Annotated in this window: 16 protein-coding genes; 10 read left to right on the top strand and 6 right to left on the bottom strand. The window is 64.4% G+C overall.

What is annotated here, in order from left to right:
• Nucleotides 1–13: 13 nt before the first annotated feature.
• The 3 genes from moaA to ACH2DG_RS08095 all read right to left on the bottom strand — a co-directional run bounded on the left by moaA (nt 14) and on the right by ACH2DG_RS08095 (nt 3649).
• Nucleotides 14–1168 carry a GTP 3',8-cyclase MoaA gene (gene moaA, locus ACH2DG_RS08105; protein ID WP_395025355.1) on the bottom strand — a complete coding sequence of 385 codons (1155 nt, stop codon included), beginning with the start codon at nt 1166–1168 and terminating at the stop codon, nt 14–16.
• Between the two features lie 121 nt (nt 1169–1289).
• On the bottom strand, nt 1290–1913 hold the full coding sequence (locus tag ACH2DG_RS08100) for a DUF2889 domain-containing protein (RefSeq protein ID WP_395025354.1): 624 nt from the start codon (nt 1911–1913) through the stop codon (nt 1290–1292).
• Nucleotides 1914–2215: 302 nt separating this feature from the next.
• On the bottom strand, nt 2216–3649 hold the full coding sequence (locus ACH2DG_RS08095; RefSeq protein WP_395025353.1) for an aldehyde dehydrogenase family protein: 1434 nt from the start codon (nt 3647–3649) through the stop codon (nt 2216–2218).
• 281 nt (nt 3650–3930) lie between these two features.
• Here ACH2DG_RS08095 and ppa point away from each other — a divergent pair, with 281 nt between their 5' ends.
• The 10 genes from ppa to ACH2DG_RS08045 all read left to right on the top strand — a co-directional run bounded on the left by ppa (nt 3931) and on the right by ACH2DG_RS08045 (nt 14099).
• Nucleotides 3931–4464: an inorganic diphosphatase gene (gene ppa / locus ACH2DG_RS08090; protein WP_395025351.1), complete on the top strand. Its 534-nt coding sequence runs from the start codon at nt 3931–3933 to the stop codon at nt 4462–4464.
• A gap of 232 nt (nt 4465–4696) precedes the next feature.
• On the top strand, nt 4697–5812 hold the full coding sequence (locus tag ACH2DG_RS08085) for an NAD(P)/FAD-dependent oxidoreductase (RefSeq protein ID WP_395025350.1): 1116 nt from the start codon (nt 4697–4699) through the stop codon (nt 5810–5812).
• 272 nt (nt 5813–6084) lie between these two features.
• Entirely contained in the window at nt 6085–6402 is a 318-nt protein-coding gene (locus ACH2DG_RS08080) for a YqjD family protein (RefSeq protein ID WP_224152308.1), read from the top strand.
• A gap of 121 nt (nt 6403–6523) precedes the next feature.
• Complete coding sequence (locus ACH2DG_RS08075) at nt 6524–6919, top strand: phage holin family protein (RefSeq protein ID WP_224152309.1); 396 nt, start codon at nt 6524–6526, stop codon at nt 6917–6919.
• A 107-nt stretch (nt 6920–7026) separates the two neighbouring features.
• Complete coding sequence (locus tag ACH2DG_RS08070) at nt 7027–7353, top strand: hypothetical protein (protein ID WP_395025348.1); 327 nt, start codon at nt 7027–7029, stop codon at nt 7351–7353.
• Between the two features lie 449 nt (nt 7354–7802).
• Nucleotides 7803–8807: a BMP family protein gene (locus tag ACH2DG_RS08065; RefSeq protein ID WP_224152311.1), complete on the top strand. Its 1005-nt coding sequence runs from the start codon at nt 7803–7805 to the stop codon at nt 8805–8807.
• Nucleotides 8808–9054: 247 nt separating this feature from the next.
• On the top strand, nt 9055–10653 hold the full coding sequence (locus ACH2DG_RS08060; RefSeq protein ID WP_395025443.1) for an ABC transporter ATP-binding protein: 1599 nt from the start codon (nt 9055–9057) through the stop codon (nt 10651–10653).
• 9 nt (nt 10654–10662) lie between these two features.
• Nucleotides 10663–11724, top strand: coding sequence for an ABC transporter permease (locus ACH2DG_RS08055; RefSeq protein ID WP_395025347.1), 1062 nt, complete (start codon nt 10663–10665; stop codon nt 11722–11724).
• Between the two features lie 94 nt (nt 11725–11818).
• Nucleotides 11819–12742, top strand: a complete 924-nt coding sequence (locus tag ACH2DG_RS08050; protein WP_395025345.1) for an ABC transporter permease — start codon at nt 11819–11821, stop codon at nt 12740–12742.
• 85 nt (nt 12743–12827) lie between these two features.
• On the top strand, nt 12828–14099 hold the full coding sequence (locus tag ACH2DG_RS08045) for an amidohydrolase family protein (RefSeq protein WP_395025343.1): 1272 nt from the start codon (nt 12828–12830) through the stop codon (nt 14097–14099).
• 98 nt (nt 14100–14197) lie between these two features.
• On the opposite strand, the gene ACH2DG_RS08040 is transcribed toward ACH2DG_RS08045, so the two are convergent.
• The 3 genes from ACH2DG_RS08040 to ACH2DG_RS08030 are packed head-to-tail and all read right to left on the bottom strand — an operon-like array spanning nt 14198 to nt 18425.
• Nucleotides 14198–15217 carry a diguanylate cyclase gene (locus tag ACH2DG_RS08040; protein WP_395025341.1) on the bottom strand — a complete coding sequence of 340 codons (1020 nt, stop codon included), beginning with the start codon at nt 15215–15217 and terminating at the stop codon, nt 14198–14200.
• Nucleotides 15214–16221: a chemotaxis-specific protein-glutamate methyltransferase CheB gene (gene cheB, locus ACH2DG_RS08035; RefSeq protein ID WP_395025339.1), complete on the bottom strand. Its 1008-nt coding sequence runs from the start codon at nt 16219–16221 to the stop codon at nt 15214–15216. The genes ACH2DG_RS08040 and cheB overlap by 4 nt, the downstream gene beginning before the upstream one ends.
• Entirely contained in the window at nt 16218–18425 is a 2208-nt protein-coding gene (locus tag ACH2DG_RS08030) for a hybrid sensor histidine kinase/response regulator (RefSeq protein WP_395025337.1), read from the bottom strand. The genes cheB and ACH2DG_RS08030 overlap by 4 nt, the downstream gene beginning before the upstream one ends.
• Nucleotides 18426–18460: the final 35 nt, after the last annotated feature.

Raw genomic sequence — 18460 nt, 5'->3', positions numbered from 1 at the left:
TGCCGCAGCCTCGTCAGCCGCCGATATAGCTCATCTCCACCCGCTTGCGCAGTTGGGCGATTTCGGGGTGCAGGCTGCGTTGCTCGCTGTAGTTGTCGTTGCGCTGGCCCCAGATGTGGGCGATGGCAGCGGCAATGTCTTCGTCGCTCGCGCCGCCGCGCAGCAGGCTGCGCAGATCCCAGCCTTCGCTGGCAAAGAGGCAGAGGAACAGGCGCCCCTCGGTGGACAGGCGGGCGCGGTTGCAGGCGTGGCAGAAGGCGTGCGTCACGCTGCTGATGAGGCCGATTTCGCCCAGGCTGGCATCGTGCTGGCCATTGGCATCGGCATAGCCCCAGCGCACGGCGGTTTCACCCGGTGCGGTGGCGTCGAGCGGCAGCAGCTCGAATTCGCCCTGCAGGCGCTCCAGCAGCGCGTCGGAGGGCAGCACTTCTTCCATGCGCCAACCGTTGGTGGCGCCCACGTCCATGAATTCGATGAAGCGCAGGGTGACGCCGCTGCCACGGAAGTGGCGCGCCATGGCGGTCACCTCGTGGTCATTGACGCCGCGCTTGACCACCATGTTCACCTTGATATTGGCAAAACCCACGGCCTGCGCTTCTTCAATGCCTTGCAGCACGGTGGCGACCGGGAAATCCATGTCGTTCATGCGGCGAAAGAGTGCGTCGTCCAGGCTGTCGAGGCTCACGGTCAGGCGCTTCAAGCCTGCGTCCTTCAAGGCCCGGGCCTTGCGCGCAAGGATGGAGCCATTGGTCGTCAGAGTCAGGTCCACCGGCTGGCCCTCGGGCGTGGTGAGCGCAGCCAGTTGTTCGATCAGCGCTTCCAGGTTCTTGCGCAGCAGAGGCTCGCCGCCGGTGATGCGCAGCTTGCCCACACCCTGGCCCACAAAGATGCGCGCAGCCCGGGTGATTTCCTCGAAGCTGAGCAGGTCGCTGTGCGGCAGGTACTGGTAATCCTTGCCAAACACGTCCTTGGGCATGCAGTAGCTGCAGCGGAAGTTGCAGCGGTCCGTCACGCTGATGCGCAAATCCCGCAGCGGGCGCTGGCGCTGGTCGCGCGGCCCCTGGGTGCCCACTGCTCCGCCTGCCGGGCCTCCTGCCACAACCATCGGACGGGTGGCAGGAAGGGGCTGTTGACGCTCGTCGCGCAGCGGAATGATCGGGTGGGACATAGGCCAATGGTACCGCAGGCCGGAGGGGGCGATAGCCCGCCAGCCCGCATGAACAGGCGCTATGGCAGGAAATGAATAGCGCCCATGGGGCCGCAGGGGCAACGGTGCGCCAGGCGCAGTGTCAGGCTTTGGCCTTGCCGGGGTCGGACGGCATATCCGCTGCAGCAGGCGCTTTGGCGGCCTCCGCCGGGGAGGTCTGGCGCACCAGCGGTTGCCAGCCGACAAACTGGGGGTAGATGGCGGCAACACCGCTGCCGTTGAAATCCCAGCCCGCACACTGGCCCAGGTGGCGCGGCGGCTGGTTCGGGTCTGCCGATACAAAGGCCTTGTGCACGCTCTGGAAGGCGGCGGTGGCCATGTTGAAGAGCAGCTCGCGCATATGGGTGCAGCCGGCAATGCTGCCCAGGTTGGCCTCGATGGCCTTGCGCCAGCCGCGTGCCATGCTGCAGCCCACCATGTTCTGCATCGCAGGCAGGGCCTGGGGGCAGTCGCCCAGCGGGTGTGCGTCCATGGCCACTTCGATGGCCTGCACCACGAGGTCGGTGTTGATGGTGCAGCGAATCCACATATGGTGGATGGCGTCTCCCGCCTTGCGCTTGCGCTCGCCCGAGAGCACCAGGTCATAGGCCTTGGTGTCAAGCAATTCGCCCTCGATGTCCCACAGCCCGTCCTCGCGCTCGAAACTGCGAAAGCGCACATCGCGCAGGTGCTTGGGAATACGGTTGGCAACGGGGGAAAGCGGCATGTTCTTGTAGGTGTGGGTGGCGTTGCCGTGGGGCTGCTGCCGGTGGAGACACTATGCGCCCGGCGGCGGCTTCTTGTCTGTGCAGCAAGTGACAGGGGGCACTGCGGCGCGAAGAGCCGCCAACAGGCAGAAAACAGGCAAGGCGCGCCGGGCAATGCCGCTATTGTAAAAACAATCGCGCCGCCATGTTGCATTGCGGCATTTGGCGGCGCGTCAAGGTGTCGGATCAGCGTATTTGGGCTTCTGGCGCACGCGTGGTGTGCACCGGGTGGTCAAAACTGATAGCGGTTTAGCCGAGCCAATCAGCCGTGGCGGATGGCCACCGTCTTCAGCGTGGTGAAGCCGTACAGCGCTTCGAATCCCTTTTCGCGGCCATGGCCACTGGATTTGACGCCGCCGAATGGCAACTCCACACCGCCTGCGGCGCCATAGTTGTTGATGAAGACCTGGCCACTGCGCAGCCGCTTTGCCACGCGGAACTGGCGGCCGCCGTCACGCGTCCAGACTCCGGCAACCAGGCCGAACTCGGTGGCATTGGCCATCTGGATGGCTTCTTCCTCGGTATCGAAGGCCATCGAGCTGAGCACCGGGCCAAACACCTCTTCCTGCGCGAGGCGGTGGTCAACCGGCACATCGCGCAGCAGGGTGGGCGCCTGGTAGTAGCCGCCTTCGGGGGCATCTTCCACGATCTGGCCCTGGGCAACGATGGAGATGCCGTCATTGTGCGCATCGCTCAGAAAATCCCATACGCGCTGCTGCTGCGTCTGGCGAATCAGCGGGCCCAGGTCCAGATCCATCGTGGCCGGGCCCACGCGCAAGGCCTCGAAGGCAGAGGCCAGGCGAGCGAGCAAGGTTTCGTAGATGCTGCGCTCAACCAGCAGGCGCGATCCGGCCGAGCAGGTCTGGCCTGAGTTCTGGATGATGGCGTTGATGATGGTGGGAATGGCCGCATCCAGATCCGCATCGGCAAACACGATCTGCGGGCTTTTGCCGCCCAGCTCCATGGTGCAGGGGCAGTGGCGCTCGGCAGCCGCCTGCTCGATCAGGGTGCCGATGCGCGGGCTGCCGGTAAAGCTGATGTGGTCCACGCCGGGGTGGCGGGCCAGCGCATCGCCCACTTCATGGCCGTAGCCGGTGACGATATTGATGGCGCCTGCCGGAAAGCCCACGTCGGCCGCCAGCTGGGCCACGCGGATCAGGCTCAGGCATGCGTCCTCCGAGGGCTTGACCACGCAGACATTGCCTGCCGCCAGCGCACCGCCCACGCAGCGGCCAAAGATCTGCATCGGGTAGTTCCAGGGCACGATATGGCCGGTCACCCCATGGGGTTCACGCCAGGTCAGCACGCTGAATTCCTGCGGGTAGGGAATGGTTTCGCCATGCAGCTTGTCGCAGGCGCCGGCATAGAACTCGAAGTAGCGTGCCAGCGCTGCTGCATCGGCCTTGGCCTGCTTGGTGGGCTTGCCGCAGTCGCGCTGCTCGATGACGGCCAGCTCGTCGGCGTGCTCCAGCACCTTGGCCGACAGCTTCATCAGCAGGCGGCTGCGCTCCACCGGCGGCAGCTTGCCCCACACGTTTTGGAAGCACAGGCGGGCGGCCTGCACGGCGTGGTCGATGTCCTCGGCATTGCCGCGCTGGATTTCGTCGTACTGCTGGCCATCGGACGGGTCGATGACGGCAATGGTCTTGCCCGAGAGGGAGGGCACGGAGGCGTTGGCGATGTAGTGCAGTTGCATGGCGTTTGGGGTGCATGGGCGCCGCTGCGGCGCAGCGGCAAAACAGTTCTCACCTTAGCGCAGGATGGGCAGGGCGCCTACCGGGAATGGCCCGGGTCTGTCACGGGTTTGACGAAGGGCTGACATCGGCGTCCGGGCTTTTTTCAGCCAGGTGTCAGCCAATGCACCTAAAATCATCGGGTTTTGCACGCTGCGGCCAGTGGCAAGCGGGTCGTGAGCCTGTGGCCTCAACGGCGCTGGCGTGCTCCAGACACCCAACCATTTGACTCATAAGGAATCGCATGTCCTTCGAAAAACTGACCCCTGGCGCCAAGGCACCTGAAGTCTTCAACGTCGTGATCGAAATCTCGGCCAACTCCGCTCCCGTCAAGTATGAAGTGGACAAGGATTCGGGCTGCGTGTTTGTGGACCGCTTCCTGGGCACCGCCATGCACTACCCCGTCAACTACGGCTATGTGCCCCAGACGCTGTCTGGCGACGGCGACCCCGTCGATGTGCTGGTGATGACGCCATTCCCGCTGCCTACCGGCGTGGTCGTGCCTTGCCGCGCCATCGGCATCCTGCACATGGAAGACGAGTCGGGCGTGGACGGCAAGGTGCTGGCCGTGCCAACGCAAAAGCTGCTGCCCAGCTACGACAAGATCAACCACCTGAGCGACATCCACGATCTGGTGCTGCAGCAGATCTCCCACTTCTTTGAACACTACAAGGACCTGGAAAAGGGCAAGTGGGTCAAGGTGCTGGGCTGGAAGGGCGTGGACGAAGCGCACAAGGAAGTCGTGGACGGCATCGCCAACTACAACAGCAAAAAGTAATACTGATTGCTGCTGCTGGCGCCCGTCCTATGGGCACCATGGCATCAAAATAGATAGCAAAAGCCGGCTCTTGCCGGCTTTTTCTTTGCCTTGGCCTGTTGCGGGGGAAGGGCCGCAGTCCCATGCAGCGGTGAGTGGGACAGGCAATTTTCAGCTTTGGGCAGCGCTTTTTGCATGCGTGCGCCCCAACTGCCTGTAAGCTCCCTGCATCAAAAGAATTCAGGAGTGCATTGTGGTGGATGTTGTCGATTGCGTCGTGGTTGGCGCAGGCGTGGTGGGCTTGGCCGTGGCACGTGAGCTGGCGCTCGCCGGGCGCGAGGTGTTGGTGCTGGAGGCGCAGGATGCCATCGGCACCGGCACGAGTTCGCGCAACAGTGAGGTGATTCACGCAGGCATCTACTACCCGCAAGGCTCGCTCAAGGCCCGGTTGTGCGTGCAGGGCAAGGACATGCTCTACCAGTACTGCGCAGAGCGGGGCATTGCCCACCAGCGCTGCGGCAAGCTGATCGTCGCCACATCCGAAGCGCAACGCCCCAAGCTGGACAGCATTGCCTTGCATGCCGCCGCCAATGGCGTCAACGACCTGGTGCTGCTCTCCCGCGACGAGGCCCGGGCCCTGGAGCCTGCGCTGGAGTGCGTGGCAGCGCTGCATTCGCCCAGCACCGGCATCGTCGACAGCCACGGCCTGATGCTGGCCTTGCAGGGCGATCTGGAAAACGCGGGCGGCATGGTGGTGTTCAACAGCCCCTTGGCCGCTGCACGGTGCGATGCGACGGTGGACGGCCACAAAGGCATTCTGCTCACCGCGCAGGACGGCACCCAGCTGCTGGCGCAGACCGTGGTCAACGCGGCAGGCCTGTGGGCCCCCGACCTGGCACGCCGGTTCGAGGGGCTGGCGCCCGAGCACATTCCTGCGGCGCACTATGCCAAGGGCAATTACTTCACGCTGAGTGGACGTGCGCCTTTCTCGCACCTGATCTACCCGGTACCCGAGGCAGCTGGCCTGGGCGTGCACCTGACGCTGGACCTGGGCGGCCAGGCCAAGTTCGGCCCCGATGTGCAGTGGGTGGAGAGAGCAGACGACCTGTTGGTGGACCCCGCGCGTGGCGAAGTGTTCTATGACGAAGTGCGCCGCTACTGGCCGGGCCTGCAGGATGGTGCGCTGGCAGCCGGCTATGCAGGCATCCGCCCCAAGATCAGCGGCCCGGGCGAGCCTGCGGCTGACTTCGTGATTCAGGATGCCAGCACACACGGCGTGGCCGGGCTGGTTCACCTGTTTGGCATCGAGTCGCCCGGTCTCACCAGCTGCATGGCCATCGGAAAAGCGGTGGCGCAGCGGCTGCAGTAGCGCCACACCATGGCGCACGGTTGGTCGGTCGGGCGGTAGGTCTTGTCTGACACCTACGCGGGTGCATGCGGGGCGCGTGGGGGCTGTGTTCTCCGGTAACATGTAAGCCAGCTGATGCCGCAGATGCTTGCTGTGGGGCTTGCGCGGCTGAGGTGCATCTCTCATGGATTTGCGCAGCAGGGGGGCTCGAAGAACATGACCCATGTTGGGGTCTCTGCCTGATTGACGTAAGCTATGGTTTCCCAAGCCTGATCAAGAAAAGGATGATGAATATGCGTAAATCGAATCTGTTTTCCGACACCGTAGAAAGCGCCCAGGCTGATCTGGAAAAGTTGGTGGGTGACGTGCGCAGCGTCCTGTCCAGCAAGGATCTGGACGGCGTGCCCGAGATCCGCGCCCTGCGTGCCCGTCTGGAAGACTCCGCAGGCAATGCCCGCGACAGCGCCGTACGCGCCGCGCAGGATGCCGCCCGCCAGGCCAAGGAAGCCGCCCTGGCTGCCGACCGTTACGCACATGATGAGCCGTGGCGTGTGGCAGGCGCTGCACTGGCAGTCGGTGCCCTGATCGGTTTCATCTTCTCTCGCCGCTGATGGACGGTGCCGCGCGCCTGCCCGGCCGTTGGCCGGGCCCCAGGCGCGGCGGCGCGATCCAGCAGTGTGATTCAATAAGAAAAACAGGGCGCCTACGCCCTGTTTCCATCGAGGAGCATCAATGAACTGGTTGTCTTTGCTGGGGCTCGAAGACACCCTCGCGAGGGGGCGTACGCTGCTGGCCGAAGGGGCCATTGCGGCGGAAGACCGTCTGGACCTGTTGTCCATCGAATGGCAGGAGCAGAAACGGAACATGCTCTGGATGGTGGTGATGGGCCTGGTGGTAGCTGGCCTCACCATCGTGGCGCTGACGGTGCTCTCGGGCGCCATCATCATCTCCTTCTGGGATACGCAGAGCCGCATGCTGGTGACCTGGCTCGTGGCAGCGGTGTGGTTGGTGCTGTGGATCGGCGTGCTGGTCTTTCTGGTGGTGACGGCCAAGAAAGCCACCAACCCGTTCCAACTGACCAAGGCCGTGCTGAAAAAGGACTGGCAAGCTGCCAAGCGCCGCATCTGATGCATCCGTTGCTGCTGTACCGCATTTGCTTGCCTGCTCAAGGTTGAGCGGGCGGTGCGGGGCAGGGCAATAGATGGCGGAGCAATGAAACAAGCCTGGAGCAATGGATGAGAGAACAAACCAAAGACATCGACCTGGTGCTGCTGCAGGATGCAGAACCCGAGGCTCGGGCCGTGCTGGAGCGCATCCAGGGCCAGCGCGAGCGCCTGTATGGCCGCCGCCTTGCGCGCGAACAGGCCCTGGCCTTGAGGCGCGATGCAGGCCCTGACTACGCCCTGAGCCATGGCTCCATCGTGGAGCGCGTGATTGGTTTTGGCCGCCAGCACCCGGTGGTCTGTGTGGGCGCCGTGGGCCTGGGCCTGCTGCTGGGCCCGCGCAAGCTGCTGCGCATGGCAAGCGTGGTGCTGCCGCTGGTGATGAAACTGCGGCGCTGATGGGCCGATCAAGCCCGGCACCCGCAGGCTTGAATAGCCGCAGACCATGGCCGAGCGCAGGTATCGAGGCAAAAAATAACCTGACTGCCATTTTCTCTGGTTAGAATTCCAACGCTTTGCGTATATGCGCAAAGCGTTGGCGCATTTTGAGCGTGCAAGCTGTCGTTTCCCCTCGGTACGACCCGGGGCCAAGCATTCACAATCCAAGTCGCAGCAATCGAAAGATGCGCGGCTTTTTTTTCGCCTGCAAAAAGGCGGTTGAAAAGGCCACTGGTGTGGCATCGCAGGTCCTGCGGCTCTGAGGGCCTCTCTCTGTGAGACCCAGCCGCACGAGGTGAATGATTGAGTGCACTTGGGGACCCTGTTTCCATCCGGTACGGAACTTGCTGCAAACCGCCTGGCCACTGGTTCGACCCCGTGGACGTTCTACACAACAAGGAGTTTTCGGTATGAGTACAAGGCGTCGTATTGTTCAAGCGTGTCTGGCAGCCATTCCTGCGGCCATCGTGGCCGGCAGCCCTGTGGCAGCACTGGCGCAGGCCAAGCTCAAGGTGGCAGCAGTCTACACCGTGCCCTACGAGCAGCAATGGGTCAGCCGCATCCACAATGCGCTGAAGGCGGCCGAGGCGCGTGGCGAGATCGAGTACAAATCCAGCGAGAACGTGGCCAATGCCGACTATGAGCGCGTGATGCGTGAATACGCCACCGGCGGCGCGCAGTTGATGTTTGGCGAAGTGTTCGGCGTGGAGGCCGCTGCCCGCAAGGTGGCCAAGGATTTCCCCAAGATGGCCATCGTGGCTGGCTCGTCCGGCAAGATCCAGGCGCCCAACTTCAGCGTGTTCGACAACTACATCCAGGAGCCCGCCTACCTCACCGGCATGATTGCCGGCGGCATGACCAAGACCGGCAAGATCGGCATGGTCGGGGGCTTTCCGATCCCCGAGGTGAACCGTCTGATGCACGCCTTCATGGCGGGCGCCAGGGAGACCAATCCCAAGGTGGAATTCACCGTCACCTTCATCAACAGCTGGTTTGATCCGCCCAAGGCCAAGGAAGCCACCTTTGCCATGATCGACAAGGGCGCCGACGTGCTCTACGCAGAGCGCTTTGGCGTGAGCGATGCCGCCAAGGAAAAGGGCAAGCTCGCCATCGGCAATGTGATCAACACGCAGGACAAGTACCCCGACACCGTGGTTGCATCCGCGCTGTGGCACATGGAGCCGAGCGTGGACCGCGCGATCAAGGCCGTCAAGGATGGCAGCTACAAGGCGGAAGACTACGGCCCGTACTCGATGATGAAGTACAAGGGCTCGTCGCTCGCGCCGCTCGGTACCTTCGAGAAGAAGGTGCCTGCCGATCTGGTGGCCAAGGTCAAGGCCAAGGAAGCCGACATTCTGGCTGGCAAGTTCACCGTGAAGGTGGATGACTCCCAGCCCAAATCCACCGCCAAGTAAAGTGGCATGCGGTGCGCAAGGCGTGGCGGACAATCTCCGGCATGCCCTGCGCACGCTATGGTATCAAAAGCATAGCGTGTAGCGCTTTTCTGTATTGGGTTTTCATGAATTTTGTATTGGAAACCCAATAGCGGAAAGCGCTGCCAGCTATTCTTTTTCGCTTGATCATTCATTCTGGTGAACCGACACCAGAGAGCTGCACCCAGCACCACAGCGGTGCACAACCGGCGCTCCCGTGCCCCACACCATGCCGCCTTCATCATCCACCGCCGCGCAGGCCGATCTGCCCGTACTGCAGTTGCACGGCATCACCAAACGCTTTGGCCCGCTGGTTGCCAACGATGCCATCTCGCTCACCCTGCGCCGGGGCGAGGTGGTGGCATTGCTGGGCGAAAACGGGGCGGGCAAATCCACCCTCATGTCGATCCTGTTCGGCCACTATGTGGCCGATGAGGGCCGTATTGACGTGCATGGGCAACCCCTGCCGCCCGGGCAGCCGCGCGCATCGCTGGCCGCAGGCATCGGCATGGTGCACCAGCACTTTGCGCTGGCAGACAACCTGAGCGTGCTCGACAACATCATGGTGGGCAGCGAATCGCTGCTGCGCCCGGCATCGGCCACTGCGCAGGCGCGCGCCAAACTGGTGCAGGTGGCCGCGCAGTTCGGGCTGCCGGTGCAGCCCGATGCGCGTGTGGCGGGCCTGACGGTTGGCGAGCGCCAACGGGTGGAAATCCTGAAGGCCCTGTACCGGGGCGCGCGCATTCTGATTCTGGACGAGCCCACGGCCGTGCTCACGCCCCAGGAGAGCGAAGCGCTGTTCGCCACCCTGGCGCAGATGGTGGCCCAGGGCCTGTCGATCATCTTCATCAGCCACAAGCTGGGCGAAGTGTTGCGCGTGGCCGACCGCGTAGCCGTGCTGCGCCATGGCAAGCTGGTGGCCGAGGCCCCTACGGCTGGCACCACGCAGGCGCAGCTCGCGCAATGGATGGTGGGCGAGGCCGTGGCCCTGCCCGAGCGCCGCCCTGCGCAGAGCGTAGGTGCCAGCGTGTGTCAGCTGAGCCATGTACACACAGTGCTCAGCAAGAACAGCACGGCGCGTGACCGCCTCATCGATGTATCGCTCGATCTGCGGGCGGGCGAGATCGTTGCCATCGCCGGTGTCTCGGGCAACGGCCAGGTGGCGCTGGCCGATGTGCTGTGCGGCATGCGCCGCGCCGGTAGCGGTACCGTCAGCTACCAGGGGCGGCCCATGCCCGTGTCGCCCGTCGCGCTGGTGGCGCAGGGTGTAGCGCGGATTCCGGAAGACCGCCACAGCACGGGCGTGGTGGGCGATCTGCCGGTATGGGAAAACGCCGTCTCCGAACGGCTGCGCAGCCGCTGGTTCTCGCGCCTGGGCTGGGTGAGGCGCGCCGCAGCGCGCAGCCAGGCCCAGCACGTATCCACGCAGTTTGATGTGCGCGGCGGCGGGCTCGATGCACCGGCGCGCTCACTGTCGGGCGGCAATATGCAAAAGCTGATTTTGGGCCGGGCCTTGCTGGCGCCACAGGCACAAGGCCCGGGTGGAGAGCAGGGCGCTCCGCGCCTCATCGTGGCGCACCAGCCCACCTGGGGGCTCGACATCGGCGCCGTGCGCTTTGTGCACCAGCAGCTGCTGGCCGCGCGCGATGCAGGGGCTGCCGTGCTGCTGATATCGGACGACCTGGACGAAGTACTGGCCCTGGGCGACCGCATTGGCGTGATGCACGAAGGCCACCTGTCGCCCGCGCTGCCACACGCCGAGTGGAGCCGCGAAACCATTGGCCTGGCGATGGCGGGGGCCGGTGTGCCTGCTGCCCGCAAGGCGTGAGAGATTCCCATGCGATTAGAAAAAAGACCCACCCCCTCCAAAGCCGCCATGGTGGCTGCACCCCTGGGCGCTGTGTTGTTTACGTTGCTGATCAGTGGCCTGCTGGTGCTGTGGGCGGGCGCGCCCGTGGGGGCCACGTACGCGGCGCTGTTCAAGGGCGCGTTCGGTTCGCTCTTTGCGCTGTCTGAAACCCTGACCCGCGCCGTGCCGCTGATTCTCACGGGGCTGGCCGCAGCCGTCGCCTTTCGCGCGCGGCTGTTCAACATTGGCGCGGAAGGGCAGTTGTATGCCGGCGCGGTGGCGGCTGTTGCCGTGGGCGGCATGCATGGCGGCACCGGGTTCGAGCTGCCGATGTACCTGCTCTTTCCGCTGATGCTGCTGGCTGCCGCCCTGGCCGGTGCGGCCTTGCTGCTGGGCCCGGCCCTGATGAAGACGCGCCTGGGCGTGGACGAGGTGGTGACGACCTTGCTGCTCAATTTTGTGATGCTGCTGCTCGTGGCCTATCTGCTCGACGGCCCGATGAAAGACCCGATGGCCATGGGCTGGCCGCAAAGCGTGGCGCTGCAGGGCGATCTGGAACTGGGCAAGCTCATCCCGCAAACCCGCCTGCACACCGGCTTGGCGGTAGCCGTGGGGCTGGCGGTGGCGCTGTGGCTGTTGCTGCAGCGTACGGTGGCAGGGTTTGATATTCGCGCAGCCGGCGCCAACCCGCGCGCCGCTGCATTTGCCGGTGTGCCGGTCACCCGAACGGTGGTGCTGGTGGCGCTGCTGTCGGGCGGGCTCGCGGGCCTGGCCGGAGCCATTGAGGTGGCGGGCCGCACAAGCTATCTCACGCTCGACATGTCGCCCGGCTATGGCTACAGCGGCATCGTGATTGCCATGCTGGCCGGGCTGCACCCGCTGGGCGTGGTGGCGTCTGCCATCTTTGTGGCCGGCATGCTGGTGGGGGCCGACAGCATGAGCCGCGCCGTGGGCGTGCCCAATGCGATTGCCGATGTGATCGTGGCCGCGTCGCTGCTGTCGGTGCTGGTGGCCAGCCTGCTGACCCAATACCGCCTGCGCAGAAAGTGAGAAGCGCCATGTTTTCAGGAAAAACAGCCTCTGGCGCCTATCTGGTAAGCGCTATTAGCTATCAAAAAAAGAGTATTGCAGTGCGAGGTGCGACATGAGCGAGTTGATGGACATTCTGGCCAACGGTGCCTTCTGGGTGGCCGTGCTGCGCACCGCCACGCCGCTGCTGCTGGGCACCCTGGGCGTGCTGCTGTGCGAGCGCGCTGGCGTGCTCAACCTGGGGATCGAAGGCATCATGGTGGCAGGGGCCTTTACCGGCTGGCTCACGGTCTATGCGGGCCATGGCCTGTGGACCGGCGTGCTGGTGGCGGCGCTTGCTGGCGCAGTGTTTGGCGCGCTGCACGCATGGCTGACGGTAGGGTTGGCGCTGTCGCAGCACGTCTCGGGACTGGGCATCACCATGCTGGCCACGGCCTTGTCGTACTACGGCTACCGCGTGAGCTTTCCGAAGGTGAACACGCCGCCCACCATCACGCCATTCGAAGCCATGGATTGGCTGCCGATACCGATTCTGGGCGAGCAGACGGCACTTACCTTGCTGGCGCTGCTGCTGGTGCCGTTGCTCGCCTGGGTGCTGATGCGCACACCGCTGGGTTTGGCCGTGCGCATGGTGGGCGAAAACCCGCAGGCGGCCGAAGGGCAGGGCATTCCGGTGATGGCGGTGCGCAGCGGCGCCATCATTGCGGGCTCGGCGCTGATGGGGGTGGCGGGCGCCTTCCTCACCCTCTCGGCCTTCAATGCCTTCTTCTTCAACATGATCAATGGCCGTGGCTGGATCTGCGTGGCGCTGGTCGTGTTTGCATCGTGGCGACCGGGCAAGGCGCTACTGGGTGCGCTGCTGTTTGCATTCTTCGATGCGCTGCAGCTGCGCCTGCAGCAGTCGGGCGACGGGCTGCTGCCGTACCAGTTTTACCTGATGCTGCCGTACCTGCTGTCCATCCTGGCCCTGGTGCTGGTGGCCCGCAAGGCAGCCTATCCGCAGGCGCTGATGAAACCCTACCGCAAGGGTGAGCGCTGAACTATTGTTTTCATAGCAATCAGCGCTTGCCAGTTGTGCGCCAGAAGCCGGTTTGGCACCAAGGCGCACCTAAAAAGGACAAAAAATGCTCGATCTCCTCATCACCAATGCCACGCTGCCCGATGGCCGGCAGCGCATGTCCGTTGCCGTGCAGGGCGGCAAGATCACCGAAGTGACCGAAGGCCTGCAGGCGCCTGCACACGAGGTGGTGGACGCCCAGGGCCTGCTGCTGACCCCGCCCTTTGTCGACCCGCACTTCCACATGGATGCCACGCTCAGCTACGGCATGCCACGCGTGAACGAAAGCGGCACCTTGCTCGAAGGCATTGCGCTGTGGGGCGAGCTCAAACCCCAGCTCACGCACGAGGCGCTGGTGGAGCGTGCCCTGGCCTACTGCGACTGGGCCGTGGCGCGCGGCCTGCTGGCCATCCGCAGCCATGTGGACACCAGCGACCCGAGCCTGCTGCCCGTGGAGGCCATGCTTGATGTGCAAAGGCGCGTGGCCCCCTACATCGACCTGCAACTGGTTGCCTTTCCGCAAGACGGCGTGCTGCGCACCCCCGGCGGGCTCGACAACCTCAAACGCGCCCTGGCCATGGGGGTGGATGTGGTGGGCGGCATTCCGCACTTTGAGCGCACCATGGCCGATGGCGCCGAGAGTGTGCGCATTCTGTGCGAGCTGGCAGCCGAGCAGGGCAGGCGCGTGGACATGCACTGCGACGAATCGGACGACCCGCACTCCCGCCATGTCGAAATCCTGGCCTACCACACGCAGCGCCTGGGCCTGCACGGCCGTGTCACCGGCTCGCACCTCACCTCCATGCACAGCATGGACAACTACTACGTCAGCAAGCTCATCCCGCTGATGGCAGAGGCCCAACTGGGCGTGGTCAGCAATCCGATGATCAACATCACCTTGCAGGGCCGCCACGACACCTATCCCAAACGCCGTGGCATGACCCGTGTGCCCGAGCTGATGGCAGCGGGCCTGACCGTCGCCTTCGGCCACGACTGCGTGATGGACCCCTGGTACAGCCTGGGCAGCGGTGATGCCCTCGACGTGGCCCACATGGGCCTGCATGTGGCGCAGATGACAAGCCGCACCGGCATGCAGCAGGCCTTTGATGCAATCACCCGGAATCCGGCCCAACTGCTGGGCCTGCAAGGCTACGGGCTGGAAGCAGGCTGCAATGCAGACTTTGTGCTGCTGCACGCCCACAACCCCATCGAAGCCCTGCGCCTGAAGGCCGCCCGCCTGGGCGTCTGGCGCCGGGGTGTCCGGATTGCAAGCACGCCAGCGCCGGTGGCAACATTGAATCTAGCCGGACGGCCGGCGGCCGTGTCGATGCTGCGCTGATAGGGCACCGGGCGCCCCGATACGGTGCAATGGCGGCTACCAGTCCACGGGACATTCCGTGGCTGTGTACATAACGATAGACTTTGGCGCAGCGCCATTCAGGCCGCGCCGATGCGATTGCGCCCCTTTTCTTTGGCCTGGTACAGCCCGGTGTCTGCACGCTGTATCAGGGCAATGGGCTTGGTGGTGTCCTGCTCGGGCACCATCGTGGCTACACCGACAGAGATGGTCAGCGTGGCGCCGGGTGCGGGCAGCACATGGGCAATGGCCAGAGCCTGGACGGCAAGCCGCGCGCCATCGGCCAGCGAACAGGCGCCTTCGTGGGAGGTATTGGGCAGGATGATGGCGAATTCTTCACCGCCATAGCGGGCCACCATGTCGCCGGAGCGGGAGCACGACTGTGAGAGGACCTGGGCTACGCTGCGCAAGGCCTCATCGCCCATCACGTGGCCAAAGCTGTCGTTGTAGGATTTGAAGTAATCGACATCGATGATCAGCAGGGAGAGTTCAAGCTGCTCTCGCCGCGCACGCTTCCATTCAAGGTCCAGCTGCTCATCGAAATGCCGGCGGTTCGACAGGCCTGTCAAACCGTCGAGCTTGGTCATGCGCTGCAAGGCAAGATTGCTTTCCACCAGCTGCTGCTGGCTCAGGCGCAAGGCCTGGTTGGCCAGGTCGCGTTGCTTCAATGCCAGATAGGCGCGGGAGTGGTAGCGGATGCGTGCGATCAGCTCCACTGCATCGGGCAGTTTGACGAGGTAGTCATTGGCGCCGATCGCAAATGCCTGGCTCTTGATCTTGGGGTCTTCCTTGGACGACAGCACGATGATGGGAAGGTCGCGCAGCTTCGGGTTGCTGCGATACTGGCTCACCAGGACCAGTCCATCAACACCGGGCATCACCAGATCCTGCAGGATGACGGTCGGCTGGATGCGCTCGGCCATGTCAACGGCTTCGTTCGCGTCACCGCAGTAGTGGAAGGTGACTCCAGCCTCCTGGGTCAGCATGCGCCGCACGGCCTCGCCGATGATGGCTTGGTCGTCCACCAGCAGAACGCTGACGGCGAACTCATCCGGCTCCCGGAGAGACATGTTGTCGGGCAGGGTTGGAATGTGAATCATGGATTTCTCTTTACGGCTATCCAGCGACATAGTTCGGCCAAGCGGGCGGGAATACGGTCCAGAGGCAGGACTTCGTCTGCTGCATTGATGGCAACGGCAGCCTTGGGCATGCCCCATACCACGCTGCTGGATTGGTCCTGGGTAATGGTGGCAAAGCCGCGTTCGCGCATGGCCTTGAGGCCGTGGGCCCCGTCGCGCCCCATGCCGGTCAGCAGCACACCAATGGCGTCGCCTCGCCATTGTTCGGCAAGGCTGTGAAAGAAGACGTCGATCGATGGACGGTAGATCTGCTCGTCAGGCTTGGGGGAGTACTGCAGTTCGCCACGGCGGCTTACCGTCAGGTGTTCATTGCGGCCCGCCAGCAAGACCACGCCGGCCTGGGGCATCTCTCCTGCCTCGACCAGTCGTACCGGTAGCGCCGATTCACGTGCCAGCCATTCAGCCATGCCGGCCGAGAACTTGTCATCCAGGTGCTGGACCAGCACCACGGCGGCGTCAAGATCCGCCGGCAATTCGTGCAGCAACTGGTTGAGCGTTGCAGGCCCTCCCGCGGAAGCGCCGATGGCAATCAGGCAGGGGCGCTGCGAACTGGTGCGCGTGGCGCGGTGGGCGGGGGGCTGCTGGGAGGTGGTCAGCCAGGCGATGTTCTGGATCTTGCGCAGCAGCAGCGCGGGATTGAATGCGCTGCCGCCCGCCAATTCCGGCAGGTGAACCACATCGAGCGCGCCATGGCCCAGGGCATTGAACGCCCATTCGGTATTGAGCTCGGTCGCCAGGTCGAGCAGCAGCAAAGGGCAGGGGGCTTCGTCCATGATCCGCCGCGAGAACGCAACCCGGTCGGCGGTGCCCAGTTGCAGCAGCAGCAACTCGGGAGGGGTGTCGCGGCACAGGCGCAGGGCCTGGGCTTCGTCCTGCGCGACCCAGTGGATGTCGTGCAGCGGCGCCAGAGCCCGTTCGAGGCGCTGTGCCAGCTCAGGGGTGTTGACCATCAATCCAAGTTTCATTCAACGGCCTCGCCGATCAGCATTTGTACTGCTTCTAGTAGTGTTTCATCGTGAAAGCTCGACTTGGCAAGGTAGTAGTCGGCTCCCGCATCCAGGCCGCGTCGGCGGTCTTCTTCCCGGTCCTTGTAGGACACAACCACCACGGGCATGGACTGCAGTTGTGCATCGCGTCTCACCAGGCCTACCAACTCGATACCGTCCATGCGAGGCATGTCAATATCGGTCACCAGGAGGTCGTATTTTTCGGACCGCAGGATGTTCCAGCCATCCATGCCATCCACTGCCACGGAGACCTCGTAGCCGCGCCCGACCAGGAGCTTGCGCTCCAGCTCACGCACGGTCAGCGAGTCGTCCACGACCAGGACGCGCTTGCGCCGCAGCGACGGCCCTCCAGACAGGCGTGCAACCCGTTCGACCTGGCCTGCACCCAACAGCTTGTCGGCGGAGTTGAGCAGGTCATCCATATCGATGATGAGCACCGGGCTGCCGTCATCGAGCAGTGCACCGGCCTCCACGCCGCGCAGCAGGCCCAGACGGGGGTCGATGGGAACCACGGCCAGATTCTGTTCGCTGATGACGCGGTCCACCGCAATGGCGAGGCTGCGATCGTGGTGCGGCACCAGCACCACCGACAGTCCCAGCGGATCGGCTTTCCCCTGTGGCAACTGCAAAAGCTGGTGGGCTGCGACCAGACCGACAGCGTGGTCGCGCACCCAGACATGTTGCTGGCCCTCGACCATGCTGACGGCGTCTGCAGGAATGCGCAGAGTCTGCTCCACCTGCGCGAGGGGCAGGGCAAGGGCTTCGCCCCCGATCTCCACCACCAGGCAGCGCAACATCGACAAGGTCAGTGGTAGTTGCAGCTGGAACACGGTTCCACGCCCTTGCTGCTGGCGAACGCGGATGGTGCCGCGCAGCTGGCGCAGCGTATGCTGGACCACATCGAGCCCCACGCCCCGGCCGGAAATCTCGCTGACTTTCTCGTTCACGCTGAAGCCCGGCAGGAACAGAAAGGCCAGCAATTCCTCCTCGTGCATGCGCTGGGCCATGGCTTCGGTGGCCAGCTTGCGTGCGATGACGGTGGCGCGTACGCGGTCGAGATCCACGCCGGCCCCGTCGTCCTCGACTTCCAGAACCAGAAGACCAGCGGCATGCCGTGCGCGCAGCACCAGGTTTCCCTGCGCGGGCTTGCCGCTGGCCAGGCGCTGCGCGGGGCTCTCAATGCCATGGTCGACCGCATTGCGCAGCAGCTGGATCAGCGGCGCCTCCAGTACCTCCAGCACATCGCGGTCGCCCTGTATGTCTTCGCCTTCCAGATTCAGCCACACCTCCTTGCCCAGGCTGCGACCGAGGTCGCGCACCATGCGCGCCTTGCCTGCCATCAGATCGGCGCAGGGGCGCATGCGCGAGGCCAGCACGGTGTCATACATGCGCTGGCTGCGCTGTTCGAAGGACCAGCCAAAGCTGTCGAAAGCCTCCGTGTGTTGCTGCAGGTGGTTTTTTGCTTCCAGCGTCCAGTGGCTTGCATCGGTCAGCAGGGCCTTGGCACGGGGCGGCAGATCCTGTCCCAGCAGGGCATCACGCAGCCCATGCAGGGAGCGGTCCAGATGGTCTTGCAGGCGCTTGAGGCGTGCCAGATCCTGGCTCAGGGATTTGGTGCGCTGCGCCGCCACCAGTGAGCGCCCCGCCAGATCGAGCATGTGGTCGAGGCGTTCGGCCGACACGCGCAGGATGCGGTCGTGCAGCTCGCCCGGAGCCTCGGGCTCTGAGGTTTCGATGACGACGGCTTCTTCCGCAAGCGCTGGCGCGGGCGCAGGCCAGGCATCCGGTATTGCTGATGTTTCTGGCGCTGCATCCTGCTGCGCATCTGCCGCCAGAATGGCCTGCAATGAGGCCAGACCTTCGACACTGGCGCCTTCGCTCAGTTGTCGCAAGGCATCGGAGGCGCGCAGCAACGCATCGATGCGTGTCGTGTTCAGGCGGAGCTTGCCGCTCTGGGCGGCGACCAGCAAGTCCTCCATCACATGGGCCAGGGATACGGCGGCGTCGAGCCCGACAATCCGCGCTGCGCCCTTGAGCGAATGCGCTGCGCGCATGCAGGCTTCCAGCTGGGTGGGGTCGGCAGGCTCCCGCTCGAGGACGAGCAGGCCGGTATTCATGACCTGGGTCTGTGCTTGCGCTTCCTGCCGGAATAACTCCAGCATGGAGCTGTCTTGATATGCGTCAAGGCTCATGGCTT

Source organism: Comamonas odontotermitis (assembly GCF_040396735.1).
Lineage (GTDB): Bacteria > Pseudomonadota > Gammaproteobacteria > Burkholderiales > Burkholderiaceae_C > Comamonas > Comamonas odontotermitis_C.
This window is presented reverse-complemented; position numbering and strand designations above follow the sequence as displayed.